The sequence below is a fragment of the Denitratimonas organivorans genome, assembly GCF_037478135.1.
Taxonomy (GTDB): domain Bacteria; phylum Pseudomonadota; class Gammaproteobacteria; order Xanthomonadales; family Xanthomonadaceae; genus Denitratimonas.
The window spans coordinates 49,199-66,570 of record NZ_JBBHDV010000011.1; the positions used below are offsets into that span (position 1 = coordinate 49,199).

The following is a 17,372-nucleotide window of genomic DNA, read 5'->3' on the forward strand; positions in this document are numbered from 1 at the left end:
CCCTTTTCGTTGAAGGTGCAGCCATGCCCTTGCAAGTGGCGGCGGCAGGCAGGCGCGCCGCGGTGCTTTTGCCATGAGTGGTTCGGTGATCAAGGCCCGCGTGGTCTGGGCCCTGGTGTGGCTGGCCGGTGGCTTGCCGATGCGCTGGCAGCGCGGGCTGGGCGGTGCGCTGGGGCGTCTGGTCGGGCTGCTCGGCCTGCGCGAGGCGCGCGTGGCACGGCGCAATCTGGAGCTGTGTTTCCCGCAGATGGAATTGGCACAGCGGCAGGCGCTGTGGCGCCAAAATCTGGTGGAAACCGGCCGCACGCTCACCGAAACCCTGCGCCTGTGGACGCGTCCTTCGACCCGCCATCTGGGTCTGGTGCGGGAAGTGGTCGGCGGTGAACTGCTGGATGCGGCGCTGACCAGCGGCAACGGTACGCTGATCGCGGCTCCGCATCTGGGCAACTGGGAGCTGCTGAACCAGTGGCTGGCCTCGCGCTCGCCGCTGGCCATCGTCTATCGGCCGCCGCGTGCCGACTGGGCCGATGCGCTGATCCGGCGCGCACGCGGGCAGCCGGGTGTCACCCAGGTGCGGGCCGAAGCGTCCGGGGTTCGAACCTTGTTCCGGATCCTGAAGGAGGGCGGCATGGTGGGCATCCTGCCCGATCAGCAACCCAAGCGTGGCGATGGCGAATTCGCGCCGTTTTTCGGCATTCCGGCGCTGACGATGACCCTGCTGCCGCGTCTGGCGCAGCGCACCGGTGCCACGGTGCTGATGGCCTTCGCCGAACGCCTGCCGGATGCCGACGGCTTCCGCATCCGCATCCTGCCGGCAAGCGCGGCACTTTCGGATGCGGATCCGGCCATCGCCACCGCCGCACTCAATGCGGCGGTCGAAAGCTGCATCGCGCTGGTGCCGGCGCAGTACCAGTGGAGCTACAAGCGCTTCACGATCCGTCCGGAAAACGCGGAGCCGATCCGATATGACTGAATCCACACCTGCCGCCACGCCCGGTGCGAACGGACAATTCGAACATCTGGATCCCCGCGCACGCTGGGGCTTCCGGCTGCGCGCGCTGATCGGCTTCGAACTGTTCGGTGTGTTCGCCCTGATGCTGCTGGTGCCGCTGGCGGTGAAGCTGGAACTGCCGGGCGTACTGTTCCGTTGGCTGATCCCGCTGGTGCTGCTGCTGATGCCGCTGCCGGCCTGGTTCTATGCCGGCGCGCGCTGGCGCCGGATGCGTTATGCGCTGGGGCCACTGGGGCTGCGCATCCAGCGCGGGGTCTGGTGGCGCAGCGATACGCTGGTGCCGCGCTCGCGGGTGCAGCACATCGATCTGCATCGAGGCCCGCTGGACCGGCGTCTGGGGCTGGCCGGACTGCGGGTCTATACCGCAGGCAGCGAACTGGGAAAACTCACCCTCAACGGTCTGCCGCACGAACGTGCCACCGCGCTGCGCGATGCGCTGATCCGGGTCGATGACGATGTCCTCTGACACCCCGCGCATACCGCATGAGGAAACGCCTGCCGGGGTGATCGGCGCAGCAAGTGATGCCGATGCTGTGGTGGATGCCGATCAGGCACGGCTGGGCGCCGGCCACGAACGCCGCCTGCATCCGCTGTCGTGGTTGTTCGTGCTGCTGTTGCAGATCAAGGGTTTCGCGCTGCCGCTGATCGCGCTGCTGGTGTTCGGGCGCAACGAGGACAGCTGGCAATGGTGGGGCCTGGTCGCGGTGGCGGTGATGACGCTGGCGGCGGTGGCGCAGTATTTCACCTATCGCTTCCGCATCGATGCCGATGAGCTGGTGATCCGCTCCGGCCTGTTCCAGCGCAATGTGCGGCATGTGCCGCTGGCGCGCATCCAGTCGGTCGCGCTGCACCGCAACCTGTTGCACCAGATCGTCGGCGTGGCCGAAGTGCGGCTGGAATCGGCGGTCGGCGGGGATGAGCCCGAAGCCCAGATGCGGGTGTTGTCGCTGGCCGATGCGGCGGCACTGGAGCGGCTGGTCGAACACCATCGCGGTGCGGTCCGGGCCGGAGTTTCTCCAGCCGATTCCGCCGTTGAAAACGATGCGGATGCGACGCCCGCTGCACAGCAAGAATCAGCCGCACCGGCGACCCGGGTGTTGCTGCGGCTGCCGCTGATCGAGCTTCTCAAGCTGGGTCTGGCGTCCAATCGCGGCACCGTGCTGCTGGCTGCCGGTGCCGGCGCGCTGATGCAGTTCGGTGGGGATGCGCTGTGGGAAAAATTCGGCGAATGGCCGCGCCATGGCGTGGAGTGGCTGCTTGCGCTCGGCATGTCGGTGGCGATCTGGGCCGCGCTGGTGCTGGTCCTGTTGCTGCTGGCGGTCATTGCTGGGCGCGTGCTGGGGCTGGTGATGACGCTGCTGGCCAACTTCGGTTTCATGCTGGAACAGGCCGGCCCGCGCGTGTCGGTCGAACGCGGCCTGCTGACCCGCGTTCGTGCCAGTGCGCCGCTGCGCCGCATCCAGCACTGGACTCTGCGCCAGGGCGTGGTGCTGCGGCTGTTCGGGCGCAGCTCGCTGCGTGTGGAAACCGCCGCGCTGCGCGTCGGAAACGAGCAGCAGACCGTGTCGGAACTGGTGCCGATCGCGGCCCCGGACACGCTTGAAGCACTGCTGCGTCACTGGCTGCCGCACTGGCCGGGGCGCTTCGAATTCCGCCCGCTGCATCCGCGCGCGTGGCGCCGGTTGTGTCTGGTGCCGTGCGTATTGACGCTGCTCGCCTGCGCGGTGCTGCTGTATCTGATTGGTTTGATGGCGCTGCTGTTGCTGGCGCTGATCCCGTTCTGGATCTGGCTGGCGCGGTGTCAGGCCCGTGCGGCAGGTTATGCGGTGGAAGGGGATTTTCTGGTCTGGCGTAGCGGCTGGCTCGACCGGCGGATGTCCTTCACCCGGATCAAAAAACTCCAGGGCCTGCGACTGGTGCAATCTCCGTTCGACCGCCGCCACGGCATGGCCAGCCTGCGCGCCGACACCGCCGGCGCACACCCGATGGGCCACCGCCTGCACCTGATCCACCTGCCGGAAAACGAAGCCCGCGCCCTTTACCGCCGCCTCGCCACGCATCTGGCCAGAACCCCGTGGCAGTGGTAGTGGCCCGCACGCAGTGCCCGTGCCTTACGCGCACCATAACCCGCACGCCAGACCAGACCACGTAGCCCGGGCAAGGCGCAGCCGCACCCGGGGTTGGCCTGCCCGATAACGCTGCCCCGGGTGCGGCTGCGCCTTGCCCGGGCCACTCACCTGCGGACAGGTCGGGAGCTTTGAGTTTCACGGCAAAACCGGCGCGCGCCGGCCACCCGGCTGCTACTCCCGCCAGAACGAAGGCGCCAGCAGCACCAGCACCGGGAACACTTCCAGCCGGCCCAGGATCATCGCGAACGAGCAGATCCACACCGCCGCCGGCGGCATCGTGCCGAAGTGCACGCTGACTTCGCCCAGGCCGGGGCCGAGGTTGTTGATCGAGGCGGCGGCGGCGGCGAACGCGGTGACCAGGTCGATGCCGGTGGCGGTCAGCGCCAGCATCACGCCCATGAAACACAGCAGGTACAGCGTGCAGAACGCGCCGACCGACAGCACGATGCGCTCGGACACGCGCCGTCCCCCCATCTTCACGATGAACTGGCCCTTCGGGTGCACCAGCTGTTTGACCTCGCGCGCGCCCTGGCGCACCGCCATCACCACGCGCGCCACCTTCATGCCGCCCGAGGTCGAGCCGGAGGAGCCGCCGATGAAGGCCAGCATGATCAGCAGCAAGGGCGCAAATCCCGGCCACAGGCTGAAATCACCCAGCGTGAAACCGGTCGTGGTCAGGTTCGACACCGCCTGGAACGCGGCGCGGCGCATGGCACCAGCCAGACCGGAGATTTCGCCGCCCAGCCACAGCGCCAGCGCAATCGCAGCGGTGGCGGCCAATGCCAGCAGGGTGAAGAAACGCAGTTCGGTGTCCTTCTGGTACGGCGCCATCGTGGCGCGGTTCCACGCCACGTAATGCAGGCCGAAATTGATCCCGCCCACCAGCATGAAGACGATAGCGACCACTTCGATCATCGGGTTGTTCCAGTAGCCGAAGCTGGCGTCGTGCGTGGAAAATCCGGCCGTGGCCACGGTCGAGAGCGCATGGCAGACCGCATCGAACAGGTTCATGCCGGCGGCCCAGTAGGCCAGCGCGCACAGCACGTTGAGGCCCAGATACACCAGCCACAGCGCCTTGGCGGTGCCGGCGATGCGCGGCGTCAGCTTGGTGTCCTTGCCCGGCCCGGTGGCCTCGGCGCGGAACAGCTGCATGCCGCCGACCTTGAGCATCGGCAGGATCGCCACCGCCAGCAGCACGATGCCCATGCCGCCGTAGAAGTTCAGCGACTGCCGGTACAGCAGCATGCTGCGCGGCAGGTGGTCGAGGCCATCGATGGTGGTGGCCCCGGTCGTGGTCAGCCCGGAAACGGCTTCGAACATGGCCTGGGTCAGCGCCAGGCGCGGCTCGGCCAGCATGAACGGGATCGAGGCCACGGCCGCGGCCAGCAGCCACGCGAAAGTGGTGATGAAGAAACCGTCGCGCAGTCGCAGTTCGTAGCGCAGCCGTCGTACCGGCCACCACAGCGCCAGCCCGAGCAGGGCGGCGCAGGCGAAGGTTTCGGCGAACGCGACCACGGTGTCCTCGCGCAGCGCGATGGCCAGCGTCAGCGGCGGCACGAAGAACAGCGAGGAAAGCCCGAGCAGTGCGCCCAGCACTTTCTGGATCACGAGGAAGCGGCGCGGCAGCATCGTCGGGTTCCGGTGCTCAGAGCCAAGTGGCGCCGGCGCGGAACGCGGCTTCCACTTTGGCCAGATCGTGCTTGTCGAGCAGGAACACGATCAGGTGGTCGTTGGGCTCCACGATCACATCGTGGTGTGCGATCAGCAGCTTCTCGCCGCGCACCACACCGACCACATTGGCAGATTCTGGCAGGTCCAGCTCATCCAGCCCGCGTCCGATCACGCGCGAGGTGCGCGCATCGCCGACCGCCACTGCTTCGATCGCTTCGGCCATGCCGCGCCGCAGGCTGTGCACCCGCACCATGGTGCCGGCGCGGATGTGGGTCAGTAGTGCGCCAAGCGTGACTTGCTGCGGACTGATCGCGATGTCGATGCTGCTGTCGCCCTCCACCAGTTCGGCATAGGCCGGGCGGTTGATCAGTGCGATCACGCGCGGGCAGCCCATGCGCTTGGCCAGCATCGCGGACAGGATGTTGGCCTCGTCGTCGTTGGTCAGCGCGCAATAGACATCGGTCTGGTCGATGTTTTCCTCGCGCAGCAAGTCTTCGTCGGTGCAGTCGCCGACCAGCACGATGGAGTTCTGCACGTCCTCGGCGATGGTCTTGGCGCGCTCGCGCGAGCGCTCCAGCAGCTTGACGTTGAACTGCTGGTCCAGCGCCGTGGCCAGCGCCACGCCGATGTTGCCGCCGCCGGCAATCAGCACGCGCCGCGCCGGTTTTCCGCCCGGACGCAGGGTGTCCATGACCGCGCGTGTGTGGCGCCGGTCGGCGAGGAAGAAGACTTCGTCGTCCTCATCGATGCGCGTCGTGGCTTCCGGAAAGATCGGCCGGCCGTGGCGGTAGATCGCCGCCACGCGCGCATCGACGCCGGCCGGCAGGATGTCGCGCAGCTGCATGATCGGCTGGCCCAGCATCTTCGCGCCGTGCTGCACCCGCACCGCCACCAGCTGCACCTGGCCGGTTGCGAAATCCAGCACTTGCAGCGCGCCCGGATGTTCGACCAGACGCTGCACATGGCGGCACACCAGGGCTTCCGGGCTGATCGCCACGTCCACGGTGCTGCCACGGCGTGCGGTCAGTTCCGGGTGTTGCAGGTATTCGGTCTGGCGCAGGCGCGCGATCTTGGTCGGGGTCTTGAACAGGGTGTCGGCGACCTGACAGGCGATCAGGTTGACCTCGTCGCTGGAGGTCACCGCGATCACCAGATCGGCATCACCGGCGCCGGCATTGTCCAGCACGCTGGGCAGCGAGGCGTGCCCGAGCACAGTGCGAATGTCGAGGCGTTCGGACAGATCGCGCAGGCGCTGCTCGTGATTGTCGACCACGGTGATATCGCTGTTTTCCGACGCCAGCGCCGCCGCCACCGACGCGCCGACCTGTCCGGCGCCAAGGATCAGGATTTTCATGGGAGCCGGGAATGGGGAGTTGGGAGTGGGGAATGGTAGAAGCGGCCCATGCGTTGGGCGCAGGATGTTGCCGCGCATCGGTCATGCGCTTTTTTTGGAACTGGTTGCCGCAGAAAATCACGCATTCCCGGATCCCTCGCTTTTCCGATTCCCCACTCCCGATTCCCTTATTCCTTGTTGATCCCCAAATCCCGCAGCTTCCGATACAGATGGGTGCGTTCCATGCCGGAAAGCTGCGCCAGTTTGCCGACGCTGCCGCCGGCATTGGCGAGTTGGCGCAGCAGATAGGCGCGCTCGAAGCCGTCGCGGGCTTCGCGCAGTGGCTGGGAAAGATCCAGTGGCACGACGTTTTCCTGCGTGGCCGCATCGTTGCGCACCGCCTGGCCCTGCAGTGCCGGTTCGATTTCGTCCAGCCGCACTTCGCCGCTGCCCAGCAGCGACAGGCGCTGGGTCAGGCCGCGCAGTTCGCGCACGTTGCCGGGCCAGTCGTGCTGGCGCAGCCGCTCCAGCACCGCATCCGGCCACTGGCGCGGCGGCACGCCGTCGCGCGCGGCGAAAATGCGGTCGAAATGCTGAGCCAGCGGACCGATGTCCTCGCCGCGCTCCCGCAGCGCCGGCACCTTGATCGGCAGCACGTTGAGCTGGAAATAGAGTTCGTCGCGCAGCCGTCCGGCGCTGCGTTCGGCTTCCAGATCCTGCGAGCTGGCGGCGATCACGCGCACGTCCAGCGGCACCGGACTGCGGCCGCCGACGCGCAATACCTGGCGGCGTTCCAATGCGCTGGACAGGCGCAGTTGCAGTTCCGCGCCCAGCTCGGCGATTTCGTCCAGATACAGCGTGCCGCTGTTGGCCTGTTCCAGCAGGCCGGCGGAAACGCCTTCCGCGCCTTCGCTTCCGAACAGTGCGATCGCGGCTTGTTCGTCGGGCACTGCGCCGGCGGCCACGGTGATGAACGGCCCGTTGCGGCGATTGCTGTTGCCGTGCACCCAGCGCGCCAGCGATTCCTTGCCGGTGCCGGCTTCGCCGCGCAGCAGCAGGGCCGCATCGCGTTCAGCCAGACGCCGCAGTTGCGCCAGTACCGTCTGGAAGGCCGGCGACTCGCCGACCGGCTCGAACAACGAACCGACCTGGCGCTGCAACTGGCGGTTGGCCTGGCGCAGGTGCTGGGCTTCCAGCGCACGCTCCAGCGTGATCAGCAGTTTGGCCAGCGCGATCGGTTTTTCGATGAAATCGTAAGCGCCCAGACGGGTGGCCTCGACCGCGGTTTCAACCGTGCCGTGGCCGGACATCATGATTACCGGCTGCGGCAATTCGCCGGCCGTCACCCATTCGCGCAGCAGCGCGATGCCATCGGTGCCGGGCATCCAGATGTCCAGCAGCACCGCGTCGAATGCGGCATCGGCCAGCAGCGCGCGCGCGGCGGCGGCATCCTGTGCTTCGCTGACGCGATGGCCTTCGTCTTCGAGGATGTCACGCAGGCCGGAACGGATGTCCGGCTCGTCGTCGATGACCAGAATGTGGGCAGGCATGGGACGGTCGTTGTGGCGGCGCTACAGTCTACGCCCAATGCCGGGCGGCGGGCCGTTGCAGTGCGGCGAAATGGCGCTGGTGTCAGGCCAGCGGCAGGCGCAGCACGAAGCAGGCGCCGCCGTTGTCGCGGTGGCGGGCGAAGAACTGCGCGCCGTGTTCCTGCGCGATCCGCGCCACGATCGCCAGGCCCAGGCCGGTGCCGCGCGGCTTGGTGCTGCGGTAGGGCTCGAACCAGTGCATGTCGAAGCCTTCCGGCAGGCCGGGGCCGTCGTCGCCGACCGTCAGTTCGACGAAGCGCCGGTCGCGTTCGGAAACTTCGCGGGTGCTGATTTCGATCCGGCTGCGGCTGCGTTCGGCGCCGGCTTCGATCGCGTTCTTGATCAGGTTGTGCAGCACCTGGCGGATGCGGCCGGCATCGGCGGTGACCGCCGGCAGGGAATCGGCGAAATCACGCACCAGCAGCAGGCGCTGGTCGTGTTCGTACAGGTCCAGCACCTGGCCGGCCAGCGTGTTCAGATCCAGCGGCAGCAGTGCCAGTGAGGGCGGGCGGGCATAGTCGCCGAAGCTGTTGACCATGGTTTTCAGCGCATCGACCTGGGCCACGATGGTGTTGGTGGCGCGGTCCAGCACCTGGGCGTCGTCCTCGTCGAGCTTGGGCAGCACGCGCCGGCGCAGGCGTTCGGCGGCGAGCTGGATCGGGGTCAGCGGGTTCTTGATTTCGTGCGCCAGACGCCGAGCCACTTCCGCCCAGGCCGCGTCGCGGCGCGCGCGGTCGATCACGGTGGCATCGTCGAAGACCGCAACCGCGCCTTCGTCCGGTAGGCGTGCGCCGCGCAGCAGCAGCACGCGCGGACCGTCATCGTCCGAGTCCAGCGCGACTTCCTCGCGCCATTCGCGCGCACCCTCACGCAGGCGTTGCAGCAGCACCGTGACCAGCGGTGCGGCGCGTGGCGCGATGCGGCGCAGTTCGGTCAAGGGCCAGGTGCCGTGTCGGTCGGGTGCCAGTCCCAGCATCTGGCGCGCGGCGGCGTTCATGCTGCGCAATTGCAGGCTGCCGTCGACCACCAGCACGCCAGAGGACAGGTGCGCCAGCACGGTTTCCAGAAAGGCGCGCTGGCGTTCGGTTTCCTCGGCGCTGGCATTGGCGCGGGCGCGCGCCAGTTCCAATTCGCGTGTCATGCGGTTGAACGAGCGCACCAGAAAACCCAGCTCGTCGTCCTGACCTTCCGGCAGCTGCGCGTCGAAGCGGCCCTCGGCCACCAGCCGTGTTGCGGTGGACAGCCGCGCGATCGGTGCCACCAGCCGCCGCGCCAGCCCGAACGACACCAGCACCGTGGCAAATAGCGAGATCACCAGCACCAGGCTCAGGATCAGGATGAAGGCGACCTTCAGCGACTCCCGCAGGAATTGCGCCCGTGCTGCCGCATGCACCGCTGCTTCCACACGCAGCACGCGAGCGGCGGTGTCGTCGGGCAGGTCGAACAGCGCCTGCAGGCTGCGATCCGCGCCCAAGCGTGCCAGCACCCGAATCCGCAGACCCTCGCCGACACGCTCGGTGGCGCTGTAGAGCGAGCGGTTGCGCAGCGCGAGACGGGCTTCGTCCTGCGGCGGTCCGGGCAGCAACAGCGCTGGATCATCGGCGGCCACCGCGCGCAGGCGGCCATCGGATTCGAATACCGCCAGCTGGCGTGCGCCATGCGCATCCAATGCGTCTTCCAGCGCCAGATCCAGCCCGAGATCGCCAACCACGGCCAGTTGCGCGGCGATGCGGTCGGTGGTGTTGCGCGCCTGGCCGATATGGTCGTCCAGATAGCTTTGTCCGAGCACCAGGGCATCCTGCAGCGCTGGCACGCTGTTGGCTGGCAGCCAGGAGTCCACGGTGGAGGTGATGAAGCGCGCGCCGAAGCCGTAGACCAGCAGCAGCGGTGGCAGTGCCAGCAGCACCAGCAGCATCAGCAGCCGCCGGCTCAGGCGGGCGCCGGGTTCGCCGCGCCGCAATTGCCGGCGCAGGCGCCAGAGCTGCTGGATGATCGCCAGCGTCAGCAGCAGCAGGGCCAGCAGCGTGGCGATGAAGACCGCCGGGTACCAGCGCGAATAGGCTGGTTGCAGGCCCTGCGCATCGGCCACGACGTACAAGCCGCCGAGCAGCAGCGCCAGTAGTGCCAGCGGCAGTGCGATCCGCAGCGGCCATTGGTGGCGCAGCCGGTTCATGGTGCGGCCCACGGCATCGGCGCCGAATCCAGGCGCCATTGTTCCGGTTCCAGCAAGGCCGGAAAGCGCAGCGGCGTGGGTAGGGCAGCCGGATCCAGATGCACCGCGACCTGGCCCTCGCACTGCGCGTCGGCCGGCAGATCCAGCGGCAGGCGGACCCGGTCGAGCGCCGCTACCAGCGCCGGCAGGCGTGCGAAACCACGCACTTCAGTGTCGTCTTCGCGTTGCAGCTCGTAGCGCCGGTTCAGCGGTGCGTGGCGCAGCCACAAGGCCTGCTGTCGCGTCTGGCCGCAGGCCCGGATGCGGTACACCAGACGCAGGGCGATGCCGTGGTCCAGTGCATCACGCATTGCCTGCGACAGGTCGATGCGCTGGGTCAGTTCCAGCTGCAGGCCGTCAACGCCGGGCAGGGTGCGGGCGCTGGTGATCGTGGCGCGGTCGGGCGGCGGATCAGCGCAACCGGTCAGCAGCGCCAGCGTCATCGCCAGCGCCACGCTTTTCCAGCAGCGCGTAGAAGAAACCGTCGCCGCCATCGGTCTGCGGGAAGCGCTGGGCACCGGCACCGGCACGCTGTCCGAGCGCCTCGGGCAGTGGCAGCGATTGGGCCGAAGGGGTGCGCGCAAGGAAGGCATCGATCTGGCGGTCGTTCTCGTCACGCAGCACGGAGCAGGTTGCATAGACTAGACGCCCGCCCGGCCGCAGCATAGGCCAGGCAGCATCCAGCAGCCGTGCCTGCTGCGCGACCAGGGCCGGGATGTCGTCGGCGCGGCGGTGCCATTTGATGTCCGGCTGGCGCCGGATCACGCCGGTGGCCGAACACGGCGCATCGAGCAGGATGCGGTCGAATGGGCGGCCATCCCACCACGCCTGTGGATCGCCACCATCGCCGGCGATGCAGCTGGCCGACAGCCGTAGCCGCGAAAGCGTGGTTTCGATCCGGGACAGGCGCGTCGCGTCCACATCCAGCGCGACCAGTTCGGCCAGATCGGGGAAGGTTTCCAGGATCTGCGCGGTCTTGCCGCCCGGTGCGGCGCCGATGTCGAGCACGCGCTGGCCGGATTGCGCGTCCAGCTGCGTTGCGGCGAGCTGGGCGGAAAGGTCCTGCACCGAGATCTCGCCTTCGTGCCAGCCGGGCAGCGTGGTCGGTGCCAGCGGACGCGCCAGACGCAGCGCAGCCGGTGCGAGGTCATCTGCCGGAATGGCCTCGATGCCGGCTTCGTGCAGCTTGGCCAGATACGCGGTGCGCGGGCCGCGCCGCAGGTTCACGCGCAGGAACATCGGCGCCTGTTCCAGATTGCGCTCCAGCACGGTGGCGGCCTGTTGCGGCCAGTCGCGCTGCAGCGCGTCGATCAGCCAGCGCGGGTGCGCGTAGGCGGCTTCAACATCGGCCTGCGCGGCGCGGCGCAGTGCTTCGCGTTCACGCATGAAACGGCGCAGCACCGCATTGACCAGCCCGACCAGTCGCGGCTGGCGCAGCGTGCGCGCGGCTTCGGCGGTGGCCGAGATCGCGGCGTAGTCGGCCAGCTGCATCGCGTCCAGTTGCGCCAGCCCGGCCAGCAACAGGCCATGGATCGTGTGCGCGGCACGCGGCAACGGACGTTCGAGCAGGCGCGTCAGCCAGAATTCGTAGCGCGGCAGCCAGCGCACCGCTTCGAAACAGATCGCCTCGCATAGCGCGCGGTCGCGCGGATCGGGCAGACGCGACAAGGCGTCAGGCAATGCAGCCTTCAGCGAGCGGCCATCGAAGCGCACGGCGGCGATGACGCCGGCGGCGAGCGCGCGTACCGTAGCGCCGTCGGAAGGCTTCATCGGCGCAGCTGCGGGCGTGCGTTCAGATAATCGGCGGCGGCCATCGCCTTGCCGCCGTCGCGCTGCACATTCAGCAGGCGCAGCGCGCCTTCACCGCAGGCCACGTCGATGCCCTCGCGCCCGGCCGCGATCACCTGGCCGGGTTCGCCAGCGCCTTCGATCGCGACGGCGCGATGGATACGCAGGCGCTCGCCATCCAGCAGGGCCTCAGCCACCGGCCACGGCGAAAACGCACGCACCTTGCGCGCCAGCCCGGCTGCCGGCTGCTGCCAGTCGAGCTTGGCTTCGGCCTTGTCGAGCTTGTGCGCGTAGGTGGCCTGCGCGTGCTCCTGGACTTCGGAAGGCAGTGCCGCGCCACCCTGGCACAGTTGTGTCAGACCTTTGGCCAGGGTTTCAGCGCCCAGTTGTGCAAGGCGGTCGTGCAGGCTGCCGCCGGTGTCGTCCGGATGGATCGGCGTGGCCGCGCGCAGCAGCACCGGGCCGGTATCCAGACCTTTCTCCATCTGCATCAGGCAGACGCCGGTTTCCGTATCACCGGCTTCGATCGCGCGCTGGATCGGGGCCGCACCGCGCCAGCGCGGCAGCAGCGAGGCGTGTACGTTCCAGGCGCCGAAACGCGGGATGTCCAGCACCGCCTGCGGCAGGATCAGGCCGTAGGCCACAACGATCAGCAGGTCCGGCGCGAAGGCCGCCAGCTGCGCCTGCACATCGGCATCGCGCAGTGTTTGCGGTTGCAGCACCGGCACCTCGTGTTCGAGTGCGACCTGTTTGATCGGGCTGGCCTGCGGCTGGCGCCCGCGCCCGGCGGGGCGGTCGGGCTGGGTCAGCACGGCGAGCACGTCGCCACCTTGCAGTGCGGCGCGCAGCGAGGGTACGGCGAAATCGGGGGTGCCGGCGAACAGCAATCGGAGCGACATCTGATTCCTTCGGAAATGACAACGCGCGGGCAAGCCGCGCGCTGTGGAGCAACGGATGCGGGTGGCTCAGGCCGCGCTGCGGCGCAGTTTGGCCAGCTTGCGCTTGACCATGTCGCGCTTGAGCGGCGAAAGATAATCGATGAACAGCTTGCCCAGCAGATGATCCATCTCATGCTGGATGCAGACCGCCAGCAGGCCGTCTGCGGCCAGTTCGAACGGCGTGCCGTGCTCGTCCAGCGCCTGCACCACGATCCGCTCGGAGCGGGTCACATCGGCATTGATCGTCGGGACCGAGAGGCAGCCTTCCTGGCAGACCTGTTCACCTTCGCGTTCCACGATGCGCGGGTTGACGAACACCAGGCGCTCGTCGCGCGTTTCGGACACGTCGATGACCATGTAGCGGCGGTGGTCGTCGACCTGGCTGGCGGCCAGGCCGATACCCGGCGCGTCGTACATGGTTTCGAACATGTCCGCGATGTGGGCGCGGAAGCCGTCGTCCAGTTCGGCGGGATCGATTTCGCGCGCCACGGTGCGCAGGCGCGGGTCCGGGAATTCTAGGATGGTGAGCTTGGCCATGGCGGCAAGATGCGGGCTGGAGGCAGGGTTTGCAAGGCGGCGCGGGGGCGTCCGTGGCGTCATTGTAGTGCCCGCTGGCGGCCGATCGGAGGAAAAAACGCCGGATGGTTTCGCATCGCTCCGGATTTCCGTTATATTCGTCGCCACTTCAGGGGGCAAACCTGCTTGGGGAATCAGGTAGATGGAAGCCATGCTTAAAAAACTTCTTGCAGTTTCCGCCGCGGCGCTGTTGACCTTCGCCACCTATGCCGTCGCGGTCGAGCTCCGTGCCGACCATCCCGACACCTATGTGGTGAAGAAGGGTGACACGCTCTGGGGCATCGCCAAGCGCTTCCTCGATCAGCCATGGCTGTGGCCGGAAATCTGGCAGGCCAACCCGCAGATCGAGAACCCGCACCTGATCTATCCGGGCGATGTGCTGAGCCTGGCCTATCTGGGCAGCGGCCAGCCGGCGCTCAGCGTCAACCGGCTGTCGCCGCAGGTGCGTGCCGAATCGCTGCCGATCCCGGCCGTGCCGTTGTCCGAGGTGCAGGACTTCCTGCGCAACCAGCACGTGCTGGAAGAGGACGACTACAAGCGGCTGCCGTATGTGCTCGGGTTCGAGGAAAACCGCCTGCGCAGCGCCGAGGGCCAGGTCATCTACGTGCGCGGCGAGGGCCTGGAGCAGGGTCAGCGGGTATCGATCGTGCGCCCGACGCTGCGCTACGCCAGCATGCCGACCGCGACCGACAAGCGCCCCGAGCGCGAGCCGATCGTGCGGCGCGACGAATGGAGTACGGCCAAGGGCCTGGAGCCGAAGAACAACAGCATCCGCTGGGCCCATCACTATGTGACCGGCCGCCGTTTCGAAACGCTGGGCTGGGAAGTGATCGAAGTGGCCCAGGGCCACGTCACCCACTTGGGCGATCCGAACACCATCCTGGTGGCACCAGGTGGGCACGAAGTGCGCGATGGCGATCTGCTGATGCCGTACGAGCCATTCCCCTACGACCTGAGCTTCTATCCGCATGCGCCCGAACAGGTGCCGGACAACGCCCGCATCCTGGCGGTGACCGATCACCTGCAGTTCGGCGGCCGTCACGACGTGGTCGCAATCTCGGTCGGTGCGCGTGAAGGCGTGCGCAACGGGCAGGTCTATTCGATCTGGAACCCGGGTGCGACCGTGCGCGACGACATCCGCCACAAGCACCGCATGGCGGCCAATATGAAGCGCAACCAGGTCACGCTGCCGGACGAGTTCGCCGGCCACGTCATGATCTTCCGCACCTTCGACAAGGTCAGCTACGGTCTGGTCATGGACGGCATCCGTCCGGTCCAGCTCGACGATGTGCTGAAGGCCCCCGATCGCCTCTGAGCGGTCGGGAGCCCAGGGGCAGGTCGCCTTGCCTATACTGCCGGTCGATGCCACGCCTGAACTGATGCAACGCGATGCCTGGCTGCGCGTACTGCGCGCGCCCGGCCTGGGCGGCATCCGCATCCGGCAACTGCTGGAACATTTCGGCTCGATCCAGGCCGTGGCCAGCGCCAACGGCCAGCAGCTCAAGGCCGCCGGCGCACCGGCCGCCGCGATCCAGTGGCTGCTCGATCCCGATCTTGAACGCATCGCCGCCGACCACGCCTGGCTGGATCTGCCCGGCCACCATCTGCTCGGCTGCGATCACGAGGATTTCCCCGCACTGCTGCAACGTGCGCCGCGCGCGCCGGCGGCGCTGTTCATCGATGGCGACCCGCAGTGGTTGTGGTTCGCGCAAATCGCCATCGTCGGCAGTCGCAATCCGACCGATGGCGGGCGTGCCAATGCGCGCGATTTCGCCCGCACCCTGGCGCGCTCCGGGCTGGTGGTCACCAGCGGGCTGGCCGACGGCATCGATGCCTGCGTGCATCAGGCCGCGCTGGACGAAGGCCGCCCGACCATCGCCGTGGTCGCGACCGGGCCGGATCTGGTTTACCCGGCCCGTCACCGCGCGCTGGCCGATGCGGTCGCGGCCAATGGCGCCATTGTTACCGAGTACCCGCCCGGCACGCCCGCGCAACGTGAACACTTCCCGATGCGCAACCGCATCATCGCCGGTCTCAGCCTCGGCACGCTGGTGGTGGAGGCGGCGCAGCGCAGTGGCGCGCTGATCACCGCGCGCGAAGCGGCCGAAGCCGGGCGCGAGGTGTTCGCCTTGCCAGGTTCGATCCACAACCCGATGGCGCGTGGCTGCCACCGCCTGATCCGCGATGGCGCGGCGCTGGTCGAAGGCGCGCAGGAAATCATCGACGCACTGGCGCCACAGGCCGCGCAACTGGCGCAGGCGCTGCGTGGCCGGCTGGAGCCCGGGCCAGCCGCCGGTGCCGTGCCGGAGCGGGAAACTGCGGATACGTCGGCGCAAGGCGATGAACTGGATCCCGATTACCACCGGCTGCTTGCGGCACTGGGTCACGATCCGGTGCCGATCGACGTATTGGCGCAGCGGACCGGGTTGACGGTCGACACCCTATCCTCCATGCTGATCCTCATGGAACTGGACGGGCGGGTTTCCGCCGCGCACGGCCGTTACGCGCTCCGCCAGCCCTGACGTCCCACGACGCACCCGGCCGCGGGCGCAAGCCGAGGATGGATGAAAGAGACCTTGTTGGACGTACTGCTGTACCTGTTCGAGAACTACTTCTACGACGACCCGGATGCGGTCCGGGACCGTGACTCGCTCCAGGCCGGCGTGATCCAGGCCGGTTTCACCCCCGCTGAAGTCTCCAAGGCGTTCGACTGGCTCGATGCGCTGGCGGCGCAGCGCATGGTGTTCCAGCCCGAACGCGACGATGCCTCCGTGCCCGGCCCGGTGCGGCTGTATGCCGAACTGGAGGCCGAACGGCTGGACGTGGAATGCCGCGGCTTCCTGATGTTCCTGCTCGACAACGGCATCCTTGATGCCACCCAGCACGAGTGCGTGGTCGAACGCGCGATGGCGCTGGATCAGGACGAAGTGGATCTGGACGACCTCAAATGGGTCGTGCTGATGGTGCTGTTCAACCAGCCCGGACAGGAAGCGGCCTTCGCGTGGATGGAAAGTTTCATGTTCCAGGACGAGGGCGAGCCGGTGCATTGAGGCACCCGGCACGAAAGCTGACGCCGCCCGTGCGGCCATGATCGAGGTTCGAACGGGTGCGGCCCTGGCCGCATCCTTTGCATCCGGGGAAACACATGACACAGCAGTGGATGGAACCTGGCCGCGAACCTGGGCGCCAGGACGATGTGGTGCAGGCCGGCTTTCTACGGCGCTGGGCGGCGCTGTTTCTGGACCAGCTGATCCTGGGCGTGGCCTATTACGCGCTGCTGATCGTGTTGATGATGGTGTTCGGCATCGCCGGCGGGCTGGATCTTTTCTCGCAGGTGGATGCGCAGGATCCGCCCGGCTGGTTCGTGGCCGCCTACCTGGGCGTGATGCTGCTTTATTACGCCGCCGCCGGACTGTATTTCTCGCTGATGGAAAGCTCGCGCCACCAGGCCACGCTGGGCAAGATGGCGCTGGGCATCAAGGTGGTCAACGCCCATGGTGGGCGGCTCTCGTTCGCGCATGCACTGGGCCGCTGGTTCGCCGCGTTGCTGTCCTATGTGACGCTGTACATCGGCTTCCTGATGGCCGCGTTCACCGGCAAGAAGCAGGCCCTGCACGATCTGGTTGCCGGCACCTTCGTGGTCGATCGCTGGGCCTATACCGAATTCCCCGAGCGCCAGCAGCGCACCCTGGGTGGCTGCGTCATCGTGTTTGTGATCGCGATGATGCTGATGATCGGTATCGCGATACTCGGGATACTGGCCGCGATCGCACTGCCGGCCTATCAGGAATACACCGGCCGCGCCCGGTTCGCGCAGGTTCTGGTGCCGGTCGAGGCGCTGCGCAGCCAGGTCGAGGATGCGCTGCAACGCGATGGCTCCTGCCCGGACAACGGCAGCCAGGGCTTCCTGGCCGCCGAGGCCTACGCCGACACCGGCATCGGCATCAACCGCATCGTGGTGGACGAATTCGATCAGGGTTTCTGCGGCATTTCGGTCTGGATGCCGCCGCTGCGTGGCACGGTCGAGCGCCAGTTCATGCTGGAGCTGGATGTCGACAGCGGCCGCTGGTATTGCAGCGCAACGTCCGGGGTGGAAAACCTTCCGTCCTGGTGCCATTGAGCAC

At 67.8% G+C, this 17,372-nt stretch carries 15 protein-coding genes; 7 read left to right on the forward strand and 8 right to left on the reverse strand.

Annotated features, from left to right (window positions below):
* Positions 1-73 precede the first annotated feature (73 nt).
* Genes WDB66_RS11595 through WDB66_RS11605 form a run of 3 tightly spaced genes read left to right on the forward strand, consistent with a single transcriptional unit; the run spans position 74 to position 3,099 of the window.
* On the forward strand, positions 74-973 hold the full coding sequence (locus WDB66_RS11595) for an LpxL/LpxP family acyltransferase (protein ID WP_339398749.1): 900 nt from the start codon (positions 74-76) through the stop codon (positions 971-973).
* Complete coding sequence (locus WDB66_RS11600; RefSeq protein WP_339398750.1) at positions 966-1,478, forward strand: PH domain-containing protein; 513 nt, start codon at positions 966-968, stop codon at positions 1,476-1,478. Before WDB66_RS11595 ends, WDB66_RS11600 begins: the two co-directional genes overlap by 8 nt.
* The gene (locus WDB66_RS11605) at positions 1,462-3,099 is read left to right on the forward strand and encodes a PH domain-containing protein (RefSeq protein WP_339398751.1); all 1,638 of its coding nucleotides are present in this window, start codon (positions 1,462-1,464) and stop codon (positions 3,097-3,099) included. Before WDB66_RS11600 ends, WDB66_RS11605 begins: the two co-directional genes overlap by 17 nt.
* Before the next feature lie 213 nt (positions 3,100-3,312).
* On the opposite strand, the gene WDB66_RS11610 is transcribed toward WDB66_RS11605, so the two are convergent.
* The 8 genes from WDB66_RS11610 to def all read right to left on the reverse strand — a co-directional run bounded on the left by WDB66_RS11610 (position 3,313) and on the right by def (position 13,209).
* Positions 3,313-4,770: a TrkH family potassium uptake protein gene (locus WDB66_RS11610; RefSeq protein WP_339398752.1), complete on the reverse strand. Its 1,458-nt coding sequence runs from the start codon at positions 4,768-4,770 to the stop codon at positions 3,313-3,315.
* A gap of 16 nt (positions 4,771-4,786) precedes the next feature.
* Positions 4,787-6,166, reverse strand: coding sequence for a Trk system potassium transporter TrkA (gene trkA / locus WDB66_RS11615; RefSeq protein WP_339398753.1), 1,380 nt, complete (start codon positions 6,164-6,166; stop codon positions 4,787-4,789).
* A 167-nt stretch (positions 6,167-6,333) separates the two neighbouring features.
* Positions 6,334-7,695, reverse strand: coding sequence for a sigma-54-dependent transcriptional regulator (locus WDB66_RS11620; protein WP_339398754.1), 1,362 nt, complete (start codon positions 7,693-7,695; stop codon positions 6,334-6,336).
* An 82-nt stretch (positions 7,696-7,777) separates the two neighbouring features.
* Positions 7,778-9,946 carry a sensor histidine kinase gene (locus WDB66_RS11625; RefSeq protein WP_339398755.1) on the reverse strand — a complete coding sequence of 723 codons (2,169 nt, stop codon included), beginning with the start codon at positions 9,944-9,946 and terminating at the stop codon, positions 7,778-7,780.
* Positions 9,904-10,401: a DUF4390 domain-containing protein gene (locus WDB66_RS11630; RefSeq protein ID WP_339398756.1), complete on the reverse strand. Its 498-nt coding sequence runs from the start codon at positions 10,399-10,401 to the stop codon at positions 9,904-9,906. Before WDB66_RS11630 ends, WDB66_RS11625 begins: the two co-directional genes overlap by 43 nt.
* Positions 10,358-11,716 (reverse strand): 16S rRNA (cytosine(967)-C(5))-methyltransferase RsmB, encoded by a 1,359-nt coding sequence (gene rsmB / locus WDB66_RS11635; RefSeq protein ID WP_339398757.1) that lies wholly within the window; start codon positions 11,714-11,716, stop codon positions 10,358-10,360. The genes WDB66_RS11630 and rsmB overlap by 44 nt, the downstream gene beginning before the upstream one ends.
* Positions 11,713-12,633, reverse strand: a complete 921-nt coding sequence (fmt, locus tag WDB66_RS11640; protein WP_339398759.1) for a methionyl-tRNA formyltransferase — start codon at positions 12,631-12,633, stop codon at positions 11,713-11,715. The genes rsmB and fmt overlap by 4 nt, the downstream gene beginning before the upstream one ends.
* A 66-nt stretch (positions 12,634-12,699) precedes the next feature.
* Positions 12,700-13,209: a peptide deformylase gene (gene def / locus WDB66_RS11645; protein WP_339398760.1), complete on the reverse strand. Its 510-nt coding sequence runs from the start codon at positions 13,207-13,209 to the stop codon at positions 12,700-12,702.
* Between the two features lie 190 nt (positions 13,210-13,399).
* Here def and WDB66_RS11650 point away from each other — a divergent pair, with 190 nt between their 5' ends.
* From WDB66_RS11650 to WDB66_RS11665, 4 genes are all read left to right on the forward strand, one after another.
* A complete protein-coding gene (locus WDB66_RS11650) occupies positions 13,400-14,563 on the forward strand; it encodes a LysM peptidoglycan-binding domain-containing protein (protein ID WP_339398761.1) in 1,164 nt (387 codons plus the stop codon).
* A gap of 28 nt (positions 14,564-14,591) precedes the next feature.
* Positions 14,592-15,770, forward strand: coding sequence for a DNA-processing protein DprA (gene dprA, locus WDB66_RS11655; RefSeq protein WP_339398762.1), 1,179 nt, complete (start codon positions 14,592-14,594; stop codon positions 15,768-15,770).
* 42 nt (positions 15,771-15,812) lie between these two features.
* Entirely contained in the window at positions 15,813-16,298 is a 486-nt protein-coding gene (locus tag WDB66_RS11660; RefSeq protein ID WP_339398763.1) for a DUF494 family protein, read from the forward strand.
* A gap of 95 nt (positions 16,299-16,393) precedes the next feature.
* Positions 16,394-17,368, forward strand: a complete 975-nt coding sequence (locus tag WDB66_RS11665) for an RDD family protein (protein WP_339398764.1) — start codon at positions 16,394-16,396, stop codon at positions 17,366-17,368.
* Positions 17,369-17,372: the final 4 nt, after the last annotated feature.